Raw genomic sequence first — 24,430 nt, forward strand, 5'->3', positions numbered from 1 at the left:
AACAGTCAGATTTAACTTAAATCTGGCTTTTTTGATGTCTAAATTTCGAACTCCAATCCCTATCCAAAGCCCTGTTCTAAGCCTAATTTCTTGCAAGAGATGCTTTTATGGTATAATAATAAAGAGTGAGGAATTCTATGAACAAACATGTAACAAGAATCAAACAAAAAGGACTGGCCTTACTTGGGTCTCTAAAATTAACAATTTCTAAAATGAATACAAAGAAAAAGAGTGGAAAAAATTCTAAGAAGAAGAAAAAGCAAACGCAAACACCATTCGATATCTGGACTTTATTTGCAAAAATTTTACTTGGAATAAAGGCAACTTTTAACACACTTTTCATCCTAGCTTTTATTGGCGGTCTCCTTGGAACAGGGGTTGCCTTGGGGTATGCTGTTTCTCTCTTTGATCAAGTTAGTGTCCCTCAAACGGAGGATTTGATCAAGCAGGTCAATAATATTTCATCCATCTCTGAAATCCGCTATGCAGATGGTTCCATGATTAGCGCTATCGAAAGCGATCTACTTCGCACATCTGTGTCATCAGATGCCATTTCAGATAATCTCAAGCAAGCTATCGTTGCAACCGAGGATGAACACTTTGCAGAGCACAACGGTGTCGTTCCTAAAGCTGTCATTCGTGCCAGTCTAGGAAAATTCATCGGACTTGGTTCTTCCAGTGGAGGATCTACCCTAACACAACAGCTCATCAAACAACAAGTAGTTGGGGATGCTCCTACGCTTGCCCGTAAAGCCAGTGAAATCGTTGACGCCTTGGCCTTAGAAAGAGCCATGAGCAAGGACGAAATCCTAACCACCTATCTCAACGTCGCTCCTTTTGGTCGTAACAATAAAGGTCAAAATATCGCAGGGGCTCAACAAGCTGCCAAAGGGATTTTTGGTGTGGATGCAAGTAAACTGACCATCCCTCAAGCGGCTTTCCTAGCAGGTTTACCACAAAGCCCTATTTCCTACTCACCTTATGAATCTACTGGTGAGATGAAGAGCGAAGAAGATATTGAACTCGGTATTAAGCGCTCCAAAGATGTTCTCTACAATATGTACAGAACTGGAGTGCTAAGTCAAGAAGACTACGAAACCTACAAGGCTTATGACATTAAGCAAGATTTCTTGCCAGCAGAAAATGCTAGCGTTACCTCTAAAGGCTTCCTCTACTTCACTGCACTCGATGAGGCTACCAAGATTATGTATGATTATCTGGTGCAAAAGGACAATGTTTCTGACCAAGAACTACAGAACGAATCGATCCGAAAATCGTATCGAGAATTGGCCGAAAAAGAAATCCAAAACGGTGGTTACCGTATTACAACTACCATCGATAAAACGATTCATACTGCTATGCAAAATGCCGTAACAAACTACGGATACCTTCTAAATGATAGCTCGGGGCAACCTGAAGTTGGGAATGTCTTGATGGACAATCAAACTGGGGCGATTTTAGGGTTTGTAGGTGGACGAGATTATCAGACCAATCAAAACAATCATGCCTTCGATACCAAACGTTCGCCTGCCTCCACTACCAAGCCACTATTGGCCTACGGTATTGCTATCGACCAAGGGCTTATGGGAAGTGCTAGCATCCTCTCTAACTATCCAACAAACTTTTCTAACGGAACTCCGATCATGCATGTCAACAGTCCTGGAACAGCCATGATAGACCTTAAAGAAGCTCTAAACTATTCTTGGAACATCCCAGCCTACTGGACCTACCGAATGCTCCGTGAAAAAGGGGTTGATGTCCGTTCTTACATGGAAAAAATGGGCTATGAAATCCCAGAATACGGCATTGAAAGTCTTCCTATGGGAGGAGGAATTGAAGTTACTGTAGCCCAGCATACCAATGGATACCAAACACTGGCTAACAATGGTACCTATCATAAGAAATACATGATCTCAAAAATTGAGAAAACGAGTGGCGAGGTTCTCTATGAACATCAGGCTAAACCTATCCAAGTTTACTCTAAAGCTACCGCAACCATTATGCAGAGTTTGCTAAGAGATGTACTTTCATCTCGAGTTACTACAAGCTTCCAAACGGATCTGACTTCTATCAATTCCAGTCTAGCAGGTGCTGACTGGATCGGAAAAACTGGTACAAGCAATGAAGAAGGAGATATGTGGCTCATGGTCTCTACTCCAAGATTAACTCTGGGAGGCTGGGTTGGACATGACGACAACAGTTCTCTAGCCCAGGGAGCTTACTACCGCAATGCAAAATATATGGCTCATCTGGTAAATGCCATTCAGCAAGCAGCCCCTTCTGCTTGGGGTTCAGAACGTTTCAAACTCGATTCAAGTGTCACTTCATCACAAGTCCTCAAATCAACTGGTCAAAAGCCAGGAAAGTTGACTATTAATGGAAAAGAAATTAATCTGAGCGGAGAAACGGTGACTAGCTACTGGGCAAACCAAGCTGGTGCTCCAACTACTAGCTACAAATTTGCTATTGGTGGAAGCGATTCTGACTACCAAAATGCTTGGAACACCATTTTAGGAAGTCTGCCTAAAGCATCTTCTTCCTCATCAAACAATAGCAATAGCAGTAACAGTAACAATAATAACAATAACAACAACAATAATAATCGTAATAATACTTCTAATAGTAACGGGAACAGTAATAGTAGCTCTAGTTCCAATAGCAGAAGTAGCAATCAACGGCGCTAACTAATACTCTTCGAAAATCAAATTCAAACCACGTCAGCTTCACCTTGCCGTACTCAAGTACAGCCTGCGGCTAGCTTCCTAGTTTGCTCTTTGATTTTCTTATTGAGAGTAGGAAAGAAATGATTTTTCTCCACTCTCTTTTTTCTTTTTTCATTTCATGGTACAATAGCAACATGAATAAATATCAAAAGAATATTTTTAAGGGAACCATTTATTCTCTCCTATCTGGCTTGATCTGGGGGATCTGCGGAATTTTAGGAGAGTACTTTTTTTCACATTATCAAGTATCTTCAGGGTGGATTACTTCTATGCGTCTACTCGTCGCTGGTAGTTTCGTAATCGTCTTATCTAGCCTTCAACTCCGGTCCCAGCTTTTCGAGATCTGGAGAAATCGAAACAATTACCTTCCTTTTCTCGCCTATGCCATCTTAGGGATCTTCTCCGTTCAGTATTTCTTCTATCTCTGTGTGGAGTACTCCAACGCTACAACGGCAACCATCCTACAATTTATCAGTCCTGTCTTTATCCTCTTTTACAATCGCATCATCTACAAGAAAAAAGCTTCTAAAAGTGCTATTTTTTATGTCTTGGTCACTATGGTTGGGGTCTTTTTGATGGCTACCAAAGGAGATCTATCCAAATTATCAATTACACCACTTGCTTTACTGACAGGACTTCTCAGTGCACTAGGTGTCATGTTCAATGTCATCTTACCCCAACGCTTTGCTAAAAAATACGGTTTTGTGCCTACTGTTGGCTGGGGAATGATTATCGCTGGGATTTTTAGTAATGTTCTCTACCCTGTTTATAAGATTAGCTTCCAGGTTGATGCCATCAGTATCTGTATTTGTTTGACTATTGCCTTTTTGGGAACAGCCTTTGCTTTCTTCCTATCGATGAAGGCTGTATCGCTCGTATCCCCATTGGTGGTGTCAGTCGTCAGTGCAAGCGAACCTTTATCATCTGCTATTCTAAGCGTTCTCTTTCTAGGTTTAGTCTTGGATGAGTATCTGCTACTGGCTATGATTTTGATTATCATCCCAATGATTTTTCTATCCATTGAAGAATCAAAAAACAAAATGAAAGAATCTTCTTTTAACACTTAAGGCTTCAAAATTGAAGCCTTTTTTGGTAGAATAGTAAGCATTATAAAGAATGAGGAGACACCTATGACTGCTACAAAAATGAATGCACAAGAAATTATCCAATTTATCGCAAATGCTGAGAAAAAGACAAGTGTAAAAGTGACCTTTGAGGGACAACTTGCCGGAGCTATTCCTGCTTCTGTTATCAAGCTTGGGAATGTTCTCTTTGGAGACTGGAAAGATATCGCTCCACTTCTAGATGGACTTACAGAAAACAAGGACTATGTTGTTGAACAAGACGCTCGCAACTCGGCTGTACCTCTCCTTGATAAACGTGCTATCAATGCTCGTATCGAGCCAGGCGCTATCATCCGTGACCAGGTTGAGATTGGTGACAATGCTGTTATCATGATGGGGGCTGTTATCAATATCGGTGCTGAAATCGGTGCTGGCACTATGATTGACATGGGTGCTATTCTGGGTGGACGTGCTATTGTTGGTAAAAATAGTCACGTAGGTGCTGGCGCTGTTCTTGCAGGTGTCATCGAACCAGCTAGTGCAGAGCCTGTTCGTGTCGGTGATAATGTACTCATCGGTGCTAACGCTGTGGTTATCGAAGGTGTTCAAATCGGTAGCGGATCTGTTGTTGCAGCAGGTGCCATCGTCACTCAAGATGTTCCAGAAAATGTTGTGGTGGCAGGTGTTCCGGCTCGTATCATCAAAGAAATTGATAGCCAAACCCAACAAAAAACAGCGCTAGAGGATGCGCTTCGCACCTTGTAATTAGTAACAGAGGCGGAAATATTTCCAGCCTCTTTATCGTATTAATAGAAGGAAATTAGATATGTTAGATTTAATTCAAACTCGACGCGATCTTCACCAAATTCCGGAGATTGGTTTAGAAGAATTCAAGACTCACGCTTATTTACTCAATGTTATTGAGAAATTAACAGCTGGTAAGGATTTTGTTCAGATTCGTACTTGGCGAACAGGTATTTTAGTATACTTACAAGGAAGTCAGCCAGAACGTACCATTGGTTGGCGGACAGATATTGATGGACTCCCAATCGTTGAACAAACTGGTCTTCCTTTTGCCTCTCAATATCCAGATCGCATGCATGCTTGTGGGCATGATTTTCATATGACCATTGCACTTGGAAGTCTCGAACGTGCTTTAGAAAAACAACCAAAAAACAACCTCCTCTTTCTCTTTCAACCTGCGGAAGAAAATGAGGCAGGCGGTATGCTCATGTATGAAGATGATGCCTTTGGTGACTGGCTGCCTGACCAATTCTATGGACTTCATGTTCGTCCGGACTTAAAAGTTGGACAAATTGCGACCAATACCCATACACTCTTTGCAGGAACTTGCGAAGTCAAGATTCGTTTCAAGGGTAAAGGTGGTCACGCTGCCTTTCCACATGAAGCAAACGATGCTCTGGTTGCAGCTAGCTATTTTGTGACTCAAGTTCAGTCGGTTGTCAGCCGTAATGTCGATCCTATCGAGGGAGCTGTTGTCACTTTCGGTGTTTTTCAAGCTGGTACAACCAATAATGTCATCGCTGATACAGCTTTCTTGCATGGAACCATTCGAGCTCTTACACATAGCATGAGTCTCTTGGTTCAAAAACGTGTCAAAGCCATCGCTAAAGGTGTGGCAGCTGCTTTTGATATGGAAGTGGAAGTTGAACTCAAGCAGGGAGGTTACCTACCTGTCGAAAACAACCCTGAATTAGCCCAGGAATTGATGACCTTCTTTGATGAAAAAGAGGGCATTGAACTAATCGACATCGAACCTGCCATGACAGGGGAAGACTTTGGGTATCTTCTATCAAAGGTTCCTGGTGTCATGTTCTGGCTTGGAATTGATAGTCCCTATGCTCTTCACCATCCAAAGATGAGTCCTAAGGAAGAAGCTCTGGCAATCGGTGTCGAGGCTGTATCAAGCTTTTTAGCCAAGAAAGCTGCGGAGTAAATTAAATTATGAAAAAAAGCTTACGCAAGCAGGTCTTGCAAGGACTTAAGTCTCTATCAGCCGAAGAAAAGGAAGTCATGGACGCTTGGTTGACTGAGCAACTACTCCTACATCCCTTCTACAAGGAAGCAAAAACCATCGCCACTTACCTGTCTTTTCCTCATGAATTTCAGACAGCTGAGCTCATTGAACAAGCTCAAAAAGATGGGAAGACTATTCTCATTCCCAAAACTTATCCACAAGGGAAAATGGACCTGGTGCTCTATGAACCAGAGAAACTTGAAAAAAATTCTTTTGGTCTCCTTGAACCTCAGGGGGAAGCTATTGTCTTTGAACCTTCTCAGATTGACTTGATCCATGTTCCCGGTTTAGCTTTCAATCCTTCTGGCTATCGAGTTGGCTATGGAGGTGGCTATTACGACCGCTACTTGGAGCATTTTACTGGTCACACCATCAGCACACTTTATCCTTGTCAGATTCAGGACTTCCATCCTTATCCACACGATATTCCTGTTGAGGAGGTACTCATCTATGAAAGAAATTTTTGATCGTCGGTATCCTGCCACGAGCTTCTTTCTACTCGTGACAACCCTGGTTTTTATACTCATGTTTCTAACTAGTGGTTTCAATTACACAAGCGCAGCCACCTTGTATAAATTCGGAGCTGTTTATCCCCCAGCAATCAAGGCCATGCCTGAACAAATCTGGCGCTTATTCTCAGCAACCTTTGTCCACATTGGCTTGGAGCACTTTTTAGTCAATATGCTATCCCTTTACTTCTTGGGACGTCAGATGGAGCAAATCTTTGGCTCCAAACAGTTTTTCTTTATCTACCTTCTATCAGGTATGATGGGAAATCTCTTTGTCCTCGTTTTTAGTCCCAATGCCATTACTGTTGGTGCTTCAACTGCCCTCTATGGTATGTTCGCTTCTATTGTCGTTCTCCGTTATGCCTCACGCAACCCCTATCTTCAACAGCTTGGTCAATCCTACCTCTCCCTCTTAGTCATCAACCTAGTAGGTAGTGTCTTAATCCCTGGGATCAGCCTTGCTGGACATGTCGGGGGAGCTGTCGGCGGTGCATTACTAGCTATTGTCTTCACAGTTCGAGGCGAAAGAAAGATTTATAGCCCAGGCCAACGTGGTATAGCAACCCTAGCTTTTATTGCTTTATCAGCTTTACTACTTTTTATCGGACTATTATAAGAACAAGAAAAACCATTGGAAAAACTCGAAAAGAATTGAGGTCCAATGGTTTTTTTGAATCTATTTGAAAAGTAGTTTAAAACCCATTATTTTCGCTGAGTTCTTTGAACCAGTGACCTGATTTTTTCAGGCGACGCTCTTGTGTTTTTAAGTCTAGCTCGACCAAACCATAACGGTTTTTGTAGCTGTTAAGCCATGACCAGCAATCGATAAAGGTCCAGATCAAATAGCCTTTACAGTTGGCGCCGTCTTCGATAGCGCGATGAAGTTCACGAAGGTGACCTTTGACAAAGTCAATACGGTAATCATCCTGGATCATTCCATTTTCACGGAATTTGTCTTCACCTTCAACCCCCATCCCATTCTCAGTCAGCATCCACTCGATATTCCCGTAGTTTTCCTTGATATTTTGAGCAATGTCATAAATTCCTTGCTCGTAGATTTCCCAACCGCGGTGTGGATTGATTTTACGACCTGGCATGACGTAAGGTTCATAGAAATGCTCTGGCAAGAGTGGACTGTCAGGATGCTTAGCAAAACGTGGCGCCATGACACGCAAAGGTTGATAGTAGTTGACTCCTAGGAAGTCAACGGTGTTCTCACGAATGAGTTCCAACTCTTCGGCTGTGTATTCTGGTAACAAGTCATGCTCAGACAAAATTTCCACTAACTCTTCTGGATAAACTCCTAAAACAGATGGATCTAGGAAAGATTGAGCTTGGAAGAGATCCGCAATACGAGCAGCTTTTACATCGGAAGGATGTTGGCTACGTGGATAGGCTGGTGTTAAGTTGAGTACAATCCCAATTTTAGAGTCGGGCAAGACCTCATGGCAGGCTTTAACCGCAAGAGTACTTGCTAGTTGTGTATGGTAGGCAACCTTAACTGCCGCTTTGGCATCTACCTTATGAGGGTAATGGGCATCATAGAAATAGCCGAACTCTACAGGAACGATTGGTTCATTGAAGGTAATCCACTGGTCAACCAAGTCTCCGTAGGTTTCAAAACAGAAACGAGCATAGTCTTCATAGGCCTTAATAGTTGCCTTATTTTCCCAACCATCCCCATCTTCTTGAAGGGCAAAAGGCAGATCAAAGTGATAGAGATTGACTAAAAGACGTATCCCCTTGGCCTTGATGGCTTCAAAAACCTGACGGTAGAAAGCCACACCTTGAGGGTTGACTTCCCCACGTCCCTGTGGGAAAATACGAGACCACTGGATAGAAGTTCGAAAGGCTGTGTGGCCAGTTTCTAACAAAAGTTCGATATCCTTTTCCCAGTTTTCATAGAAGGTCGACGTTTTGTCTGGTCCAATACCATTGTAGTAACGATTTGGCTCTACTTGAAACCAATAATCCCAGAGATTATCTCCCTTGCCATCACCAGGCACTCGTCCTTCTGTCTGCGGCCCAGAAGTTGAGGAACCCCAGACAAAATCCTTTGGAAATTTTAGCATAGTACTACCTCTTTTTACGCTTTTAATGTTTATACTCTTCGAAAATCAAATTCAAACCGCGTCAACTTCCATCTGCAACCTCAAAACGATGTTTTGAGCAACCTGCGGCTAGTTTCCTAGTTTGCTCTTTGATTTTCATTGAGTCTTACTTTCTCTCATTATACAGAAAAAACAAGGCAAAAACTAGTTACATTTTTGTCTTGTTTTTCTTCTGATTATAGATTTTATTTGTTGGTTAAGATTTCAAGGGTTTCAAGCAAGTTATCTGTGTGAACTTCGATTGTATCTCCTGTCGCCTTGATCTTCACTTCTACGATCCCGTCAGCTGCTTTTTTACCAACAGTGATACGGATTGGAAGTCCAATCAAGTCGCTATCGCTGAATTTAACACCGACACGTTCGTTACGATCATCTGTCAAGACTTCATAGCCTTTGTTGACTAAGGCTTCTTCGATTCGATTAGTCAATTCAAGACTTGCTTCGTCCTTGACATTAACTGGAATCAAATGCACATCAAATGGTGCCAATTCTTTAGGGAAGTTGATTCCCCAAGCGTAACGATATTCCCCTTTAGGCGTTTTGTTAACAAAGAGGCGAGCGTGTTGCTCCATAACTGCTGAAAGGAGACGGCTGACACCGATACCATAGCATCCCATGATAATTGGCACGGCGCGACCATTTTCATCCAAGACATCTGCACCCATACTTGCTGAGTAACGAGTTCCGAGTTTAAAGATGTGACCAATTTCAATACCACGCGCAAAGTTGAGAACGCCTTGTCCATCAGGAGAAATTTCACCCTCACGGACTTCACGGATATCCACATACTCAGCAGTGAAGTCACGACCTGGATTCACACCCGTCAAGTGGTAACCATCTTCATTGGCACCAACAACAGCATTGCGGCTATCTTGTACCTTGCGGTCTGCGATGATTTTAAGATTTTCTGGAAGATCTACTGGGCCAAGAGAACCAAAGTCAGCTCCCAACAATTCTTTCACTTCTGCCTCAGTTGCAGGTTCTAAGAAATCTGCTCCAAGGTAGTTTTTAAACTTAACTTCATTGAGTTGGTCATTGCCGACAAGTAGAGCCACAACTGGCTCTTCATCTGCGATATAAACCAAGGTCTTGATGGTTTGCTCTTCAGAGACATTCAAGAAAGTTGCCACTTCATCAATCGATTTGACACCTGGTGTTTCCACGCGAGCCACTTCAACTTCAGTCACAACACGATTGCTTGGTTTGTACTCGTTGGTTGCCATTTCCAAGTTAGCTGCATAGCTTGATTCACTTGAGTAGGCAATGGTATCTTCACCAGAAACCATCCATTTGAGCAATTCTGCCTTGATTTCTTCTTGCACTTCTGCAGGAATCTCGTCAAATGATGCAACAGACTTGTCTAACACCACCCAACGGTCAAGGTCTGTACGAGTAGGTGTGATGGCCATAAATTCTTGGCTATCCTTACCACCCATGGCACCACCGTCACCGATGATGGCTTTGAAGTCCAAACCACTACGAGTGAAGATACGCTCATAAGCTGCCTTATACTCATCATAGGTAACATCCAAGCTATCATAGTTAGCATGGAAGCTATAACCATCTTTCATGATGAATTCGCGCGTACGGAGAAGTCCATTACGTGGACGTTTTTCATCACGGTATTTAGGTTGGATTTGGTATAAGTTCAGTGGCAATTGCTTGTAAGACTTGACAGAATCACGGACAATAGCTGTGAAGGTTTCTTCGTGAGTTGGCCCCAAGATAAAGTCTGACTTCTCACGGTTTTTCAATTTGTACAAGTCCTCACCGTAAGTTTCATAACGACCGGATTCACGCCAAAGGTCAGCACTGAGAAGGGCTGGAGCCAACATTTCAACAGCACCAATCTTGTCAAATTCTTGACGCATGATGTTCTTGGCTTTTTCGATAACACGGTTAGCAAGTGGTAGGTATGAGTAAACACCTGCTGATACTTGACGAACATAACCAGCACGCAACATAAGGGCGTGACTGATAACTTGAGCATCGCTTGGCATTTCGCGAAGCGTTGGGATAAGCATTTTACTTTGTTTCATAATGACTCCTCTATTTCTTAAAAGAAGGTACGCATGATGTCGTTCCATGTCACGGCGAGCATCAAAACGACCATAATGACAACTCCAACCAGAGTGACATAGGTTTCAATTTCTTGTTTTAGTGGTTTGCGGCGAATAGCCTCAATAATATTGAGCACAATTTTTCCACCGTCGAGCGCAGGGATTGGAATCAGATTGAAAATTCCGATATTGATGGAAATCATAGCCAAGAAGTACAAGACATTTTCCAGTCCGTTCTTGGCAGCATCGCTACTTGCCTTAAAGATAGCAACGGGACCACCTAGTTTATTCAAATCTGGTTGGAATATCAAGCTTTTCAAACCATTGAGAATTCGCAAGGCTGAATCAGCTGCAGTTGTAAATCCGCCCATAAACATAGACCAGATATCTGATTTGAGTCTCGGCTGGACACCCAAGATATAACGCCCTTGGCTTTCCTCAGGTGTCACACTCACTTGTTTTTCAGTTCCATTTTCAGAAACCGTCACATCCAAAACGGGCGCTGTTTTGTCCTTGGTTTCTGCATCAACCGCCTGGATCAGATCTGACCAGTTTGAAATCTCATAACTTCCGACCTTAGTAATTTGGGCCGTATTTTCAACTCCAACCTTAGCCAAAGCACTATCTGGAATAATGCTGAAATTGTTCGTTTGCGTATCACGAACGCCACCTTGCATGAAAATCAAAATCCAGAAGACGATAACTCCTAGGATAAAGTTATTCATAGGACCAGCAAAGTTGGTAATCAATTTGCCCCAGACAGTCGCATTTTGATATTGGACGTCTAATGGAGCGATACGAACTTCCGTTCCATCAGCTTCCACAATGGTTGCATCATGGTCAACTGAGAAAGTCTTTTCCTCTTCTAAGACCAAGCCTTTAATAAAGAGTTTATCATCAAAATCAAACTGAGTAATCTGCATGGGTAAAGCAGTCTGGTCAACCTTTTTCCCAGAGAGATTGATACGCTTGACCTTACCATCCGCTGCCAATGTTAGACTCGCAGGGGTTCCAGTCTTAATCTCTGTCGTATCTTCACCCCAACCTGCCATACGAACGTAACCACCCAGTGGCAGGAGACGAATAGTATAAGCAGTCCCATCTTTTCCGATATGGGCAAAGATTTTGGGCCCCATACCAATGGCAAATTCACGAACTAAAATCCCGGACTTCTTAGCAAAGTAAAAATGCCCGAACTCGTGAACTACCACGATAATCCCGAAAACTAGGATAAATGTTAGTAATCCTATCATTTAATTTCTATTTACCTTTCCTTAAAATAAGCCAAAGAGGTGCATAATCGGGAACACAGCCAGCATACAGTCAAAACGATCCAGTACCCCACCATGACCAGGGATAAACTTGCCTGAGTCTTTGACACCAAAGTGACGTTTCATAGCACTTTCGATCAAATCCCCCAACTGACCAGCTATACTAAAGAAAATAGCAAAGACCATCATTTTGTAAATCCCATAAGGTAAAGCGACAGTACTATCAACTAGCATAAAGATCAAAGTCACTAGCATAGCAGCCAAGATACCTCCCATAGCACCCTCTATGGTCTTGTTAGGGGAAACTCTCGGAGCTAGCTTTCTCTTACCAAACTTCATTCCTACTAGATAGGCGCCACTATCGGTTGCCCAGACCATACAAAGTCCCAAAAGTGCCTTATCCAAACCTGCAATACGAGCATCGACTAAAGCATTAAAGCCAAAGCCAACATAAAAACTCATGGCAATCGGAAAAACAGCATCCTCAATGGTATAGTTCTTGCTAAAAACTGTTGCTCCTAGCAAAATGAGAATCACGACACTATAAGCAACAACGTTCCCATCCACGGGCAAAAACTTCAGGTAGTTTTCCAAAGGAATAGTCAGAAAAAAGGTTGCTAGTAAAGTCAAGAGCCCTTCAGGCGTCATGGTATTTAACCCCTTCATACGAAGCAACTCATGGACTCCCAACATAGCCACAATCCCCATGGCAATCTGGAGCCATAAGCCACCAATCGCCAAGATTGGAATAAAGATAGCCAAGGCCAAGACAGCAAAAAGGGTTCTCTTTTGTAAATCCTGTATCATAATATCTCCTAAACTCCTCCAAAGCGACGGTTGCGACGATTGTACTCGATGATAGCTTCTTTCAAGGCTTCCTCATCAAAGTCAGGCCACAAGACATCCGTGAAATAGAGCTCGCTATAAGCAGCCTGCCATGGCAAGAAATTACTCAAACGAAGTTCACCGCTGGTCCGAATAATCAAATCAGGATCCCGCAAAACTTTTGGCAAATGACCCGTAAAGAGGTATTCCCCAATCAATTCCTCGGTGATATCACCAGGATTGATCTTAGCATCTAAAACATCCTGTGCAATCAACTTGACCGCTTGTGTAATTTCAGCTCGTCCACCATAATTAAGGGCAAAATTGAGAATCAAACCTGTATTTAACTTAGTCAGTTCTTCTGCCTTTTTCAAGGCATCAAAAGTCTGCTTCGGCAAACGATCAGTCTCCCCAATCATTTGAATCTTCATGTTCTTCTGATGCAATTCAGGAACAAACTTATCATAGAATTCAACTGGCAGGTTCATAATAAATTTGACTTCCTGATCTGGACGAGTCCAGTTTTCAGTTGAAAAGGCATAGACTGTCAAGGCTTTGACGCCCATATCACTAGCAGCAATAGCTACCTTTCTCAAAGCATCCATCCCAGCCTTATGGCCAAAGACTCGTGGCTGCATCCGTTTTTTAGCCCAACGGCCATTCCCATCCATGATCACACCGATGTGGTCTGGCACCATTGTGGGGGTTTCTGTTGCTTTATCTTTTTTTAAAAATCCAAACATGATTGTATTCCTATTCAAAAATCTATCGTTTCATTATACCATATTTTTCACTTTTCTTCTATTATCGCCTATCATTCTATGGCGAAATTTCCCATATATCTCCTATATTTCCAGTATATCAAGCCTTGCAATTCCTAAAGAAAGTTGATACAATAAAACCATAGAGATTCGATCCTTGTTCAGTCACAGGGATTTTTTATTGAAAGGATTTTATCATGTCAAAGACACTCCAACGTAAAAAACAATTGAGAAACAGCCTCCGTCGCTCAGGTGCATTTTCAAACACTATAAACAAGGTTGTCGAAGAAACAAAAAAAGTTGTAAAACATGCTGAAAAAGCAGCAAGCGATGCAGGTAAAGCTGTCTCTAAAAAGGTTGAAAAAACTGTAGAAGCAACTAAAGAACAAGCACAAAAAGTTGCTACTTCTGTAGAAGATTTCGCAGCAAACCTAGGTGGACTTTCAGTTGACCGCGCTAAGACTTTCTACGATGAAGGGATCAAGTCTGCTGCTGACTTCAAAAACTGGACAGAAAAAGAACTCCTTGCCTTGAAAGGAATTGGTCCAGCTACCATCAAGAAATTAAAAGAAAACGGCATTAAGTTCAAGTAATCTTTCTTGTTCCTTGCTTTTCCGTCAAAAACTTGTTAAAATAAAGCCATTAGAGGTGTTTTGAGTCCCACATTTTACAGAAAGTGGCGGTGCTGAGAAGTCCACAAATGTGTCAAAACTGGTTACTAATGGATGAAATTAAAAAATGAAATATAAATCTTTTTGTTTCCTTTTAGGACTAGACAGCGAGTTGCAGGCTGTACTCAAGTACGGCAAGACGAGCTAACGACGTCATAAAAGAGAAACAAGAAGATTAAAGTTGCGGGCATCTGCCCGAAATTGGGTGGTACCGCGGATTAACACATTCGTCCCTGTCAGATTGATGGCAGGGACGATTTTTATTTTAGACCCCTAGTCAAAGGAGGTTGCCATGAAACAATCTTTTAACACCAGTAAGCTCTACTATGGTTTTCCTATCTTCATTTTGGGCTATCAGGACCAGAACTTTGGGCACAATATCACGACCTGCAGTTCCTCTTATAGTCTGGGAGATTGGTTGGTCATAGGTGTTGGTGCTGAGGAAAATGCAGCTGACCAGATTAAGCATTACCAACAGTTCACTGTCAACATCCCTGACGAAAACCTCATGATCCAGATGGAGCAGGCTGGCTTTATCAGCCATCGGGAGAAATTGAAACACCTAGGGCTTGACTACGAGATTTCTGAACGAACTCAGGCTCCGATTTTGGAGGCCTGTCCAGTCGTTTTGGATTGCCAGGTTGATCGGATTATCGAGGAAGATGGCATCTGTCATATCTTTGCCAAAATTCTCGAGCGACTGGCTGGCCAAGAGCTCTTAGATGACAAGGGCCATTTTAAAAATGACCACTTTGCGCCTACTTACTTTATGGGGGACGGCCACCAGCGCGTTTATCGTTATCTAAATGACCGAGTCGATCCTATGGGGAGCTTCATTAAGAATGCGAGGAAGAAGAATGACCAGAGCTGAACTGCCAGAAACAATAGAGACCGAGCGTCTGGTCTTGCGAGTCCGAACAGTGGCGGATGTAGAGGATATCTTTGACTATGCTAGTCGTCCAGAAGTTTCTTACCCAGCAGGTTTTCCACCCGTCAAGAGCTTGGAAGACGAGATCTATTACCTAGAGCATATCCTTCCCGAGCGCAATCAAAAGGAAAATCTTCCAGCAGGCTACGGAATTATCGTTAAAGGAACCGATACAATCATTGGTTCTGTCGATTTCCCCCGTCGCCACGAAGATGATGTGCTAGAGATTGGCTATACCTTGCACCCAGATTATTGGGGGCGCGGTTATGTTCCTGAAGCGGCGCGTGCCTTGATTGACCTAGCTTTTAAAGAATTGGGTCTTCACAAGATTGAATTGTCTTGCTTTGGTTACAACCTTCAAAGTCAACGAGTTGCTGAGAAGCTTGGTTTCACCCTTGAAGCTCGCATAAGAGACCGCAAAGATGCTCAAGGTAATCGTTGTGATGATTTGAGATACGGTTTGCTGAGAAGTGAGTGGGAGGCGGATTGATGCATGTTTTCATCATTGGAGCTCCAGCCTCAGGGAAAATGACCATTGGTCAGGAACTTTTGAAACTCACCGGTGCGACTCTCTTTTTCAACCATCAACCAATTGATTTCGCACTCGAAATCTATCAGGATTTTACGGAAGAAATGTGGGAATTTGTTCGTAGCGTTAACTTTTCTTTTCTTGGAACAAGCGCCAGGAATCATCGGTCGGTGATTTTAACAGATGTAATTGACTTTTCAAATCAATATCGTCTGATGTATTTGAAGAATATTCAAGATTTATTAAATGAGTATCATCAAGAGATTCTCTTTGTTGAATTAGAAACGTCTCTTGAGGAGCGCTTACGTCGCAATCGGACGGAGAACCGGTTGAAGCACAAGCCCTTGAAACGGCATATTGAGATATCTGAAAGAGAAATTTTAGAGACCGCTGAAACACTTCAATTAAATTCCCAACATCAACCGAATGAGTTGCACCACTACCTTAAAATAAATAATACGAATCTGTCTGCAGAAGAAGCTGCTAAGCAGATTCAAGATAAAATGAATACAATAGAGAAAGGACAAACACATGTCTAAAGAACTTTCACCTAAATACAATCCAGCCGAGGTTGAGGCTGGTCGTTATCAAAAATGGCTTGATGCGGATGTTTTCAAGCCTTCAGGAGATCAAAAGGCTAAGCCTTATTCAATCGTCATTCCACCACCAAACGTAACTGGGAAACTCCACCTTGGTCACGCTTGGGATACGACTTTGCAAGATATCATCATCCGTCAAAAACGCATGCAAGGCTTTGATACGCTTTGGCTTCCTGGAATGGACCATGCTGGGATTGCCACTCAAGCTAAGGTTGAGGAGCGCTTGCGTGGCGAGGGCATTAGCCGTTATGACCTTGGTCGTGAGAAATTCCTAGAGAAAGTCTGGGAATGGAAAGACGAATATGCGACGACCATCAAGGAACAATGGGGCAAGATGGGGCTCTCTGTAGACTACTCTCGTGAGCGTTTCACCCTTGACGAAGGTTTGTCAAAAGCTGTTCGCAAGGTCTTTGTGGATCTTTACAAGAAAGGCTGGATCTACCGTGGTGAGTTTATCATCAACTGGGACCCAGCAGCTCGCACAGCTTTGTCGGATATCGAGGTGATCCACAAGGATGTCGAAGGTGCCTTCTACCACATGAACTACATGCTGGAAGATGGTTCACGCGCTCTTGAGGTTGCGACAACTCGTCCTGAGACCATGTTTGGGGACGTTGCTGTTGCGGTCAATCCAGAAGACCCACGCTACAAGGACTTGATCGGTAAAAATGTCATCCTTCCAATCGCTAATAAATTGATTCCAATCGTTGGGGACGAACACGCAGATCCTGAGTTTGGTACAGGTGTCGTAAAAATTACTCCTGCTCACGATCCAAACGACTTCTTGGTTGGTCAACGTCACAACTTGCCACAAGTCAATGTTATGAACGATGACGGAACGATGAATGACTTGGCCTTTGAATTTGCAGGCATGGACCGTTTTGAAGCTCGTAAGGCAGTCGTTGCTAAGTTGGAAGAAATCGGTGCTCTCGTTAAAATCGAAAAACGTGTCCACAGTGTTGGTCACTCAGAACGTACAGGTGTAGTGGTTGAACCACGCTTGTCTACACAGTGGTTCGTCAAGATGGACCAATTGGCTAAAAATGCTATTGCCAACCAAGACACAGAGGACAAGGTAGAATTCTATCCACCTCGTTTCAACGATACCTTCCTCCAATGGATGGAAAATGTCCACGACTGGGTAATCTCTCGTCAGCTCTGGTGGGGGCACCAAATCCCTGCTTGGTACAATGCTGAGGGTGAAATGTATGTCGGCGAAGAAGCTCCAGAAGGTGACGGATGGACTCAAGACGAAGACGTCTTGGATACGTGGTTCAGTTCTGCACTTTGGCCATTCTCAACAATGGGCTGGCCTGATGTTGACTCAGAAGACTTCAAACGTTACTTCCCAACTTCAACCTTGGTAACAGGTTACGATATCATCTTCTTCTGGGTGTCTCGTATGATCTTCCAATCATTGGAATTCACTGGCCGTCAACCATTCCAAAACGTTCTTATCCACGGTCTCATTCGTGATGAGCAAGGACGCAAGATGTCTAAATCTCTCGGAAACGGTATTGACCCAATGGATGTTATTGAAAAATACGGTGCCGATGCCCTTCGTTGGTTCCTTTCAAACGGTTCTGCACCAGGTCAAGACGTCCGCTTCTCTTATGAGAAAATGGATGCATCTTGGAACTTCATTAACAAGATCTGGAACATCTCTCGCTACATCCTCATGAACAATGAAGGCTTGACTCTTGAGCAAGCAACTGCCAATGTCGAAAAAGTGGTTAATAAGGAAGCTGGAAATGTCACTGACCGTTGGATCCTCCACAACCTCAATGAAACCATCGGAAAAGTCACTGAAAACTTTGACAAGTTTGAGTTTGGTGTTGCTGGACACATCCTCTACAACTTCATCTGGGACGAGTTCGCGGACTGGTACGTTGAGTTGACCAAGGAAGTCCTTTATAGCGACAACGAAGAAGAGAAAGTCATCACACGTTCTGTTCTCCTTTACACTTTGGACAAGATCCTTCGTCTCCTTCACCCAATCATGCCGTTTGTGACAGAGGAAATCTTTGGACAAATCTCAGAAGGTTCTATCGTTATAGCAGAATACCCAACTGTTAATCCAGCCTTTGAAGACCTTGTTGCCCACACTGGTGTCGAAAGCCTCAAAGACTTGATCCGTGCCGTTCGTAATGCGCGTGCGGAAGTAAACGTTGCACCAAGCAAGCCTATCACCATCCTTGTTAAGACAAGCGATAGCGACTTGGAAGCCTTCTTTAACAGCAATGTTAACTACATCAAACGCTTCACAAATCCAGAGCACTTGGAAATCGCATCAAACATCCCTGCACCTGAACTCGCAATGTCAAGCGTCATCACAGGAGCAGAAATCTACTTGCCACTGGCAGACCTCCTCAATGTCGAAGAAGAACTGGCTCGTCTCGACAAGGAACTGGCTAAATGGCAAAAAGAACTGGACATGGTCGGCAAGAAGCTCTCTAACGAACGCTTCGTAGCCAATGCCAAGCCAGAAGTCGTCCAAAAAGAACGCGACAAACAAGCCGACTACAAAGCCAAATACGATGCGACCGTCGCACGTATTGATGAGATGAAGAAGTTGGTGAAATAGTGTGAAGTGAAATATACTTGGAAGATGATTTGTACTTCACACCAGCTTTTTTGTATAGTTTATGTTAAACTGACAGTATTGGCTCCATAGTGAAAGGAGAATATATATGAAACTAACATTAGATAATATAGGTAATGTAAAACATGCAGAAATTGAAATAAATGGAATTTCAGTTATTGCAGGTCAAAATGGCACAGGAAAAAGTACAATAAGTCGTTCTTTATTTTCAATATTTAGTGCCAATTATGATTTGATAAATAAAATTTCTAACGACCGGATGAGGGCAATTAATGATTATTTGGAAGGCTATTTCTCTGATATTGAGATAAATCGTAAAAAATCTTCCGAAATAGGGATATTTAGAAGAATCAATTCTAGTCCTTTTTATACAGAACTGATAAAAATCATTTCAGAAAATTTAGTTATAATCTTTGGACAAAATTATAGTGAACATAATGATGAATCTATTAAGGAGATCATCATTGATTCAATTAATGAATTCAACAAACGTAATTCAAAGTACTTTGTATTAAATGTTGAGGATATGGATTTAAACGTTATCTCTGAAAACGTAAAAGAAATTCTTTCTCAGTCAGACCAATCTATTTTTAACCAAATTTTAACTGATCATTTAACTGATGAATTTCATAATCAAATAAATAATATATACAATCCATTAACAGGAATCATTTCTTTAAAAATAAAAAATGAACAGATAAATGTTAAAATTAATCAAAATAAAGCTACCGCAGACAAATTAATCAATTTTAGAACAGATGTAGTATATATAGATGATGCTGCTGCTATAGTTGATAATAAATTTTCAAATAAACTTTTATCAAATAAATTTTTCAAAAAATTTTTTAATAAATTTGATTCATTAGATCATAATACCCATTTAATAGAACAACTTGAAGATGAAAGAAATGACACTTACACATTGCGAGCTAAGACAACTGATAGACTAAATTCGGTGTTTAATAAAATTAACGATACATTGAATACTGATATTGTTAATAGTTCAGAAGACGAAGAAGATGAAAAAAAACTTAATATAATTAATTATTCTTCGGGTATGAAAACATTCTATTTAATTAAATCTCTTATAGAAAATGGTGTAATTAGAGAAAATGGAACACTCATTTTAGATGAACCAGAAGTACATTTACATCCAGAATGGCAATTGAAATTTGCTGAAATAATAGTATTACTACAGAGAGAATTTGCTCTACACGTTTTGATTAATTCTCACAGTCCTTATCTAGTTGAAGCAATTGATATATTTAGCAAGAAAAATGGTATAAATAATTCTGTTAAGTATTATCTTGCTAAGGATGGTATTGAAGATGTTACCGACTCGATTGATAAAATTTATGAACAAATGTATGTTCCTTTAAATCTCCTTGAAGAGTTGGCGGAGGATTTTGATGGTGAGTAAAATAATTCCCGAAATATTACATGATTTTAATAATAGATTTTCTGAATGTCTTAGTGATATCAAAATATGCTCATATGATCCTTATTCTGACGTTTATTTGGTGAACTCTGAATATACTTGTTATAATTTTGATAAAATTTCAGAAACTATTTTTAAGAGACATGGTTATGAAAAAATGCAATCTGTAGATACAATTTTACCTCTTATTCCTGAAGATAGAGAAAGTAAATTATATTTAATAGAGTTTAAGAATTCCAAAACTATTCCATATGCCGACATTAAAGGTAAAATATTATCGAGTTTGTTCACACTAGAAAATTTTTATAATTTACAAAAAGATGATTATAAAAGAATAGTGACAGTTACTGTAGTTAAATCACGAAAAAGTAAACAATATTTGGAAAATATTAGAAAACATCAGGCAAAAAGAAGTGGTAAATCACCTTATAAAGTTGAAAATTTTAGGATTTTAGAAGATTTTTATGGAATTGAATCTTTTAAATATAGCCCTAAAGAATTTATAGAATTTATAGAACAGAATAATTTAGTCAGTTAGAATTTAAATATTGAAATTTTATAGCTTTATCTTTTAAAAAGCAGCTCACCACCTAACAAATCCTCTAAGTTCGAACCGACCTGAGAAGTACAACATTGCAGCTTTCTTCTCAGGTGTTAGGGGAATTGAGTTGGGATTTGAACAGACCAACGAGTTCAGAGTGGTGTATGCCAATGAATTTTATAAGTATGTGCGCAAGATTTATTCGTTTAATCAAACCATTCATCCAACGGACATTTTTGATGAGTGCATGGGATCTTGAATATAACTCTTTCATTATTTCTCCTCATAGAACTTATTGTGAAGGATTTTTATAATTTACGCCAATTCCATACCCATTTCACCATTTACCGATGACACAGAAAAACAATTGAAAGGACCTTTCTATGCAACCAACTTACAACATTGACAATCCAAACTTGTCTTATGAAGCTAAGCGTGATTTATGGCGCATAGGTTTTGGTCTGCAGAAAGTTGATAATCTAGTGCCATCAGCTTATATGGAATCTTTGGCTGAGAAGCAGGCCCGGGGTGAACTGACTTACGAGCAGGTTTATGAAGATGCAACGGCTTATCATCATACCATTGATGCAAGTACGGAGGAGGCAGACTTGGTTTCTCTACGTATTGTAGAACTATTGTCTCGAAGAGGCTTTAGCTTCAGTCCTGCGACCTTACTTGCTATTCATAAGGAGTTGTTTCAAGATATGTTTGAAACCTCGATTCCGGTGGGGCAATTTCGTCAAACCAATATCACAAAGAGTGAACCTGTTTTGAATGGTGAAAGTGTTGTGTACTCTGATTACTCTATGATTCAAATGACCTTTGATTATGATTTTAATCAGGAAAGACAAGTTGCATATGCAACACTAACCCAGGCGGATATGGTTTAAAAAATCCAGCATTTTATTTCAGGAATCTGGCAGATTCATCCATTTCGTAAAGGAAACACTAGGACGGTAACGGTTTTTTTAATTCAGTATCTTCGTGAGTTTGGTTTTGATATTGATAATACACCACTTCAGCAACATGCCAAGTATTTTCGTGATGCCTTGGTATTAGATAATGCAAAGATTTTACAGCGACGTCCTGAGTTTTTAACAGCTTTTTTTGAAAATCTCTTGCTCGGTGGTCAAAACGATCTGTCTTCAGAAAAGATGTATCTAGACCTCGATCTTTAAAAATCCTGATGCTAAATTTCAGGAGAAAATGAAATAAATCTTTCCACAATAAAACGCATAGTATCACGTTTTTTCAATACCTGATATTATGCGTTTTTTGATTTTAAAGACTTTTTACCCATCCTCTTTTTACTTTCTTTCTCCCCCTCACAACCATCCTTCTTCCTCGGCAGTTTTGGCTGCTTCGGTTCGGTTGCTGGCACCTAGTTTGGAGAGGATATTGGTCATATAATTACGGACGGTGCCGTTTGAGAGGTAGAGCTTATCTGCAATTTCTTGGTTGGAGAGACCTTGGGCTACTCCATGCAAAACAGCTACTTCCTGCTCGGTCAAGGGATTGGGATGGGTCATCATGACTTCCATCAGCTCTGGAGAATATTCCTTGCGCCCCTCTAACACCGTATGTAGGGTTTGCATGAGCTCAGCGATGCTCCGTTCTTTCAAGACATAGGCATCGACTCCTGCTTTGACAGCTCGTTCAAAATAACCTGGGCGTTTAAAGGTCGTAACGATAACCACCTTGGTTTCAGGCACTTCTTGTTTGATCCACTCAAGTGCTTCGAGTCCTGTCTTGACTGGCATTTCGACGTCAAGGATGGCAATATCTACTGCTTCTTTCTCCAAAACCTCGATAGCCTCGGCTCCATTTTTTGCCTGCAAGACAGTCTCCACATCTGGTTGAAAACTTAAGAGCTGGCACATGGCGTCTCTAAGCATACTTTGATCTTCTGCGACTAATACTTTCATCTACTTTCTCTCCTTATAAGGCAGATGCACGCGCACCTCTGTTGGATGTTTCAAGCTGACCAGCTCTACTTGACCTGAAAAGGCTGTGGCACGGTCACGGACTGTATGGAGTTCATTTCCTTTTACAGTTGCAAAACCTTTCCCGTCATCTCTGACCGTCAATAGCAATTCCTGATCTGTACGTTCCAGTTTTAGATAGGCTTTTTCAGCGCTGGCATGTTTGATGATATTGGTCGCAAATTCTAACAAAATCATAGCAGCCGTCGACTCTACATCCTGGGTTAAACTAGCCTTGTCCAACTGATTGTCAACCTCAACTTCAATCCCAGCAATCTCTAGCATCTTCTTAACAGTCTCAAGTTCTGAAGCTAGGGTCCGTGATTTCAGATTTTCCACAATGGTTCGCACTTCATTCATAGAATCCTTGCTGATCTGGTGAATTTCTTTTAATTCCTTTTCCAGCTGTGGATAAGCCTCCATCTGAAATAACTGCAAGGCCAAATCTGTCTTGACACTGAGCATAGCAAAGGTATGTCCCAAGCTATCATGCAAGTCCTGACCGATACGACTACGTTCATTTTCAGCAAGCAATAGATTTATCTGGGCATTTTGCTTGGCCTGAGCTTCTTTCAAATCCTCCACAATCCGAATCCGAATCAAGCCAAAAGTCATTAAATCGACAAAAGCAAGAATTACAAGTAAATAGAATAGAAACTCAACTTCGATTTTCTGAAAAATCAACAGTTGGCCCACAACAAGGACTTGAGCAAGAAGAAAAGTCCAGACATGTAAAGATTTTAAACCACTTACGCTGAAATGATAACTTAAGAGATTGGATAGGAAAAAGAAAAACCAGATATAATTAACAGTAACAAAGGCAGTATTCCCAACTACATAAGTCAGCATGATCCCCCAGAAAAGCCAAGATAGGCGCTGGCTCTTAGTTGTTAAAATACCCAAATACGCAACTACAAATAGAATATCAATCAATAAATGCCAGGCAGAAAGCCACCCAGTCACTACAGGTAGGATGGGGAAAATCATAAAAATTAAACTGACCCAAAACATATAATGTATGCTTTTTAGTCTTTCAAGCATTAAGCATTCTCCTTATGACCTTGAAGGTAAATGGTCAAACCAAACAAAACTGCTGAAAAAACAAGTAGATAAACTGTGGCTGATAAATTGATGCCACCCTCGTTTAAGAAGGTCTTGAGCAACTCCATTAACTGATAGCTTGGTAGTCGCTTCCCGATTGCTTGCATCCAGTCTGGAAATAAAGAGACAGGCATCCAGAGTCCGCCTAAAACAGCCAAGCCAAAGTAAAGAAGATTGCCCACGACAGACATCAGCTGACTGGACGGTAAGAGAGTCAGGGTTAAGCCAAGTGCTACAAAGGCAACACTTCCTACTATCAGCAAGAACGCAGCCCCAATCCAGTTTCCAAGAGACATATCCACACCTCTTACAAAATGCCCAACTGAGAAAACAACCAGAATTGAGACCAAATAATCAACCATCATACTTGTTATCTTTGATAGATAATATTCTACCATATTTACAGGGCTATGACGTAATATTTTCTGCCAGTTGTTGATCTTGTCGGTATGTAAAACAACTGGGAATGAAAAGATAGCTGTCGACATCATGGAGAAGGCCGTCATGGAGATGAGGTAGTCGCGCATAAAATTAGCTGGTCCACCAGGTGTGTCCTGGTACATGCCTGAAAAGAATAAATAGAATGCTGTCGGCATCCCTACGGATAACAGATAATAGACTAATTGTCGTTTGGTCAATAGAAATTCTATCTTGTTTAGTGCGATCCATCGTTTCAT

21 protein-coding genes and 2 pseudogenes are annotated in these 24,430 nt (G+C 41.3%); 15 read left to right on the top strand and 8 right to left on the bottom strand.

What is annotated here, in order from left to right; genetic code table 11:
* The first annotated feature begins 137 nt into the window (after window positions 1-137).
* From pbp1b to E7C97_RS02945, 6 genes are all read left to right on the top strand, one after another.
* Window positions 138-2,684, top strand: a complete 2,547-nt coding sequence (gene pbp1b, locus E7C97_RS02920; protein WP_316108083.1) for a penicillin-binding protein PBP1B — start codon at window positions 138-140, stop codon at window positions 2,682-2,684.
* Window positions 2,685-2,857: 173 nt separating this feature from the next.
* Window positions 2,858-3,790, top strand: a complete 933-nt coding sequence (locus E7C97_RS02925) for an EamA family transporter (RefSeq protein ID WP_316108084.1) — start codon at window positions 2,858-2,860, stop codon at window positions 3,788-3,790.
* A 63-nt stretch (window positions 3,791-3,853) separates the two neighbouring features.
* Window positions 3,854-4,552: a 2,3,4,5-tetrahydropyridine-2,6-dicarboxylate N-acetyltransferase gene (gene dapD / locus E7C97_RS02930; RefSeq protein WP_075227854.1), complete on the top strand. Its 699-nt coding sequence runs from the start codon at window positions 3,854-3,856 to the stop codon at window positions 4,550-4,552.
* A gap of 61 nt (window positions 4,553-4,613) precedes the next feature.
* Complete coding sequence (locus E7C97_RS02935) at window positions 4,614-5,744, top strand: N-acetyldiaminopimelate deacetylase (RefSeq protein ID WP_075227855.1); 1,131 nt, start codon at window positions 4,614-4,616, stop codon at window positions 5,742-5,744.
* An 8-nt stretch (window positions 5,745-5,752) separates the two neighbouring features.
* On the top strand, window positions 5,753-6,292 hold the full coding sequence (locus tag E7C97_RS02940) for a 5-formyltetrahydrofolate cyclo-ligase (protein ID WP_075227856.1): 540 nt from the start codon (window positions 5,753-5,755) through the stop codon (window positions 6,290-6,292).
* Window positions 6,276-6,950 (top strand): rhomboid family intramembrane serine protease, encoded by a 675-nt coding sequence (locus E7C97_RS02945; RefSeq protein WP_316108085.1) that lies wholly within the window; start codon window positions 6,276-6,278, stop codon window positions 6,948-6,950. The genes E7C97_RS02940 and E7C97_RS02945 overlap by 17 nt, the downstream gene beginning before the upstream one ends.
* Before the next feature lie 76 nt (window positions 6,951-7,026).
* Here E7C97_RS02945 and E7C97_RS02950 read toward each other — a convergent pair whose 3' ends face one another.
* The 5 genes from E7C97_RS02950 to E7C97_RS02970 form a co-directional block, all read right to left on the bottom strand.
* Window positions 7,027-8,406: a glycoside hydrolase family 1 protein gene (locus tag E7C97_RS02950; protein WP_316108086.1), complete on the bottom strand. Its 1,380-nt coding sequence runs from the start codon at window positions 8,404-8,406 to the stop codon at window positions 7,027-7,029.
* 224 nt (window positions 8,407-8,630) lie between these two features.
* On the bottom strand, window positions 8,631-10,484 hold the full coding sequence (locus E7C97_RS02955; RefSeq protein ID WP_316108087.1) for a proline--tRNA ligase: 1,854 nt from the start codon (window positions 10,482-10,484) through the stop codon (window positions 8,631-8,633).
* A 17-nt stretch (window positions 10,485-10,501) separates the two neighbouring features.
* Complete coding sequence (gene rseP / locus E7C97_RS02960) at window positions 10,502-11,758, bottom strand: RIP metalloprotease RseP (RefSeq protein WP_316108088.1); 1,257 nt, start codon at window positions 11,756-11,758, stop codon at window positions 10,502-10,504.
* Between the two features lie 21 nt (window positions 11,759-11,779).
* Entirely contained in the window at window positions 11,780-12,583 is an 804-nt protein-coding gene (locus tag E7C97_RS02965) for a phosphatidate cytidylyltransferase (RefSeq protein ID WP_223140452.1), read from the bottom strand.
* An 8-nt stretch (window positions 12,584-12,591) separates the two neighbouring features.
* Entirely contained in the window at window positions 12,592-13,344 is a 753-nt protein-coding gene (locus E7C97_RS02970; RefSeq protein WP_223338415.1) for an isoprenyl transferase, read from the bottom strand.
* A gap of 215 nt (window positions 13,345-13,559) precedes the next feature.
* Here E7C97_RS02970 and E7C97_RS02975 point away from each other — a divergent pair, with 215 nt between their 5' ends.
* The 9 genes and pseudogenes from E7C97_RS02975 (at window position 13,560) to E7C97_RS03015 (ending at window position 21,848) form a co-directional block, all read left to right on the top strand.
* Entirely contained in the window at window positions 13,560-13,955 is a 396-nt protein-coding gene (locus E7C97_RS02975) for a helix-hairpin-helix domain-containing protein (protein WP_316108089.1), read from the top strand.
* A gap of 370 nt (window positions 13,956-14,325) precedes the next feature.
* On the top strand, window positions 14,326-14,904 hold the full coding sequence (locus E7C97_RS02980; RefSeq protein WP_316108090.1) for a flavin reductase family protein: 579 nt from the start codon (window positions 14,326-14,328) through the stop codon (window positions 14,902-14,904).
* Window positions 14,891-15,451 carry a GNAT family protein gene (locus E7C97_RS02985; RefSeq protein ID WP_316108091.1) on the top strand — a complete coding sequence of 187 codons (561 nt, stop codon included), beginning with the start codon at window positions 14,891-14,893 and terminating at the stop codon, window positions 15,449-15,451. Before E7C97_RS02980 ends, E7C97_RS02985 begins: the two co-directional genes overlap by 14 nt.
* Window positions 15,451-16,029 carry an AAA family ATPase gene (locus tag E7C97_RS02990; RefSeq protein ID WP_316108092.1) on the top strand — a complete coding sequence of 193 codons (579 nt, stop codon included), beginning with the start codon at window positions 15,451-15,453 and terminating at the stop codon, window positions 16,027-16,029. Before E7C97_RS02985 ends, E7C97_RS02990 begins: the two co-directional genes overlap by 1 nt.
* The gene (locus E7C97_RS02995) at window positions 16,022-18,673 is read left to right on the top strand and encodes a valine--tRNA ligase (protein ID WP_316108093.1); all 2,652 of its coding nucleotides are present in this window, start codon (window positions 16,022-16,024) and stop codon (window positions 18,671-18,673) included. Before E7C97_RS02990 ends, E7C97_RS02995 begins: the two co-directional genes overlap by 8 nt.
* Before the next feature lie 106 nt (window positions 18,674-18,779).
* Window positions 18,780-20,111 (top strand): AAA family ATPase, encoded by a 1,332-nt coding sequence (locus E7C97_RS03000; RefSeq protein ID WP_316108094.1) that lies wholly within the window; start codon window positions 18,780-18,782, stop codon window positions 20,109-20,111.
* Complete coding sequence (locus E7C97_RS03005; protein ID WP_316108095.1) at window positions 20,101-20,667, top strand: hypothetical protein; 567 nt, start codon at window positions 20,101-20,103, stop codon at window positions 20,665-20,667. The genes E7C97_RS03000 and E7C97_RS03005 overlap by 11 nt, the downstream gene beginning before the upstream one ends.
* A gap of 94 nt (window positions 20,668-20,761) precedes the next feature.
* Window positions 20,762-20,911: pseudogene (locus E7C97_RS03010) on the top strand (DNA cytosine methyltransferase); the annotation flags it as partial.
* Window positions 20,912-21,053: 142 nt separating this feature from the next.
* Window positions 21,054-21,848: pseudogene (locus tag E7C97_RS03015) on the top strand (Fic family protein).
* 147 nt (window positions 21,849-21,995) lie between these two features.
* On the opposite strand, the gene E7C97_RS03020 reads toward E7C97_RS03015, so the two are convergent.
* The 3 genes from E7C97_RS03020 to E7C97_RS03030 are packed head-to-tail and all read right to left on the bottom strand — an operon-like array spanning window position 21,996 to window position 24,430.
* Window positions 21,996-22,595 (bottom strand): response regulator transcription factor, encoded by a 600-nt coding sequence (locus tag E7C97_RS03020; protein ID WP_000866708.1) that lies wholly within the window; start codon window positions 22,593-22,595, stop codon window positions 21,996-21,998.
* A complete protein-coding gene (locus E7C97_RS03025; protein ID WP_316108096.1) occupies window positions 22,596-23,693 on the bottom strand; it encodes a sensor histidine kinase in 1,098 nt (365 codons plus the stop codon). It lies immediately after the preceding gene.
* Window positions 23,693-24,430 (bottom strand): ABC transporter permease, encoded by a 738-nt coding sequence (locus tag E7C97_RS03030; protein ID WP_316108097.1) that lies wholly within the window; start codon window positions 24,428-24,430, stop codon window positions 23,693-23,695. Before E7C97_RS03030 ends, E7C97_RS03025 begins: the two co-directional genes overlap by 1 nt.

This window comes from Streptococcus sp., assembly GCF_032481935.1.
Lineage (GTDB): Bacteria > Bacillota > Bacilli > Lactobacillales > Streptococcaceae > Streptococcus.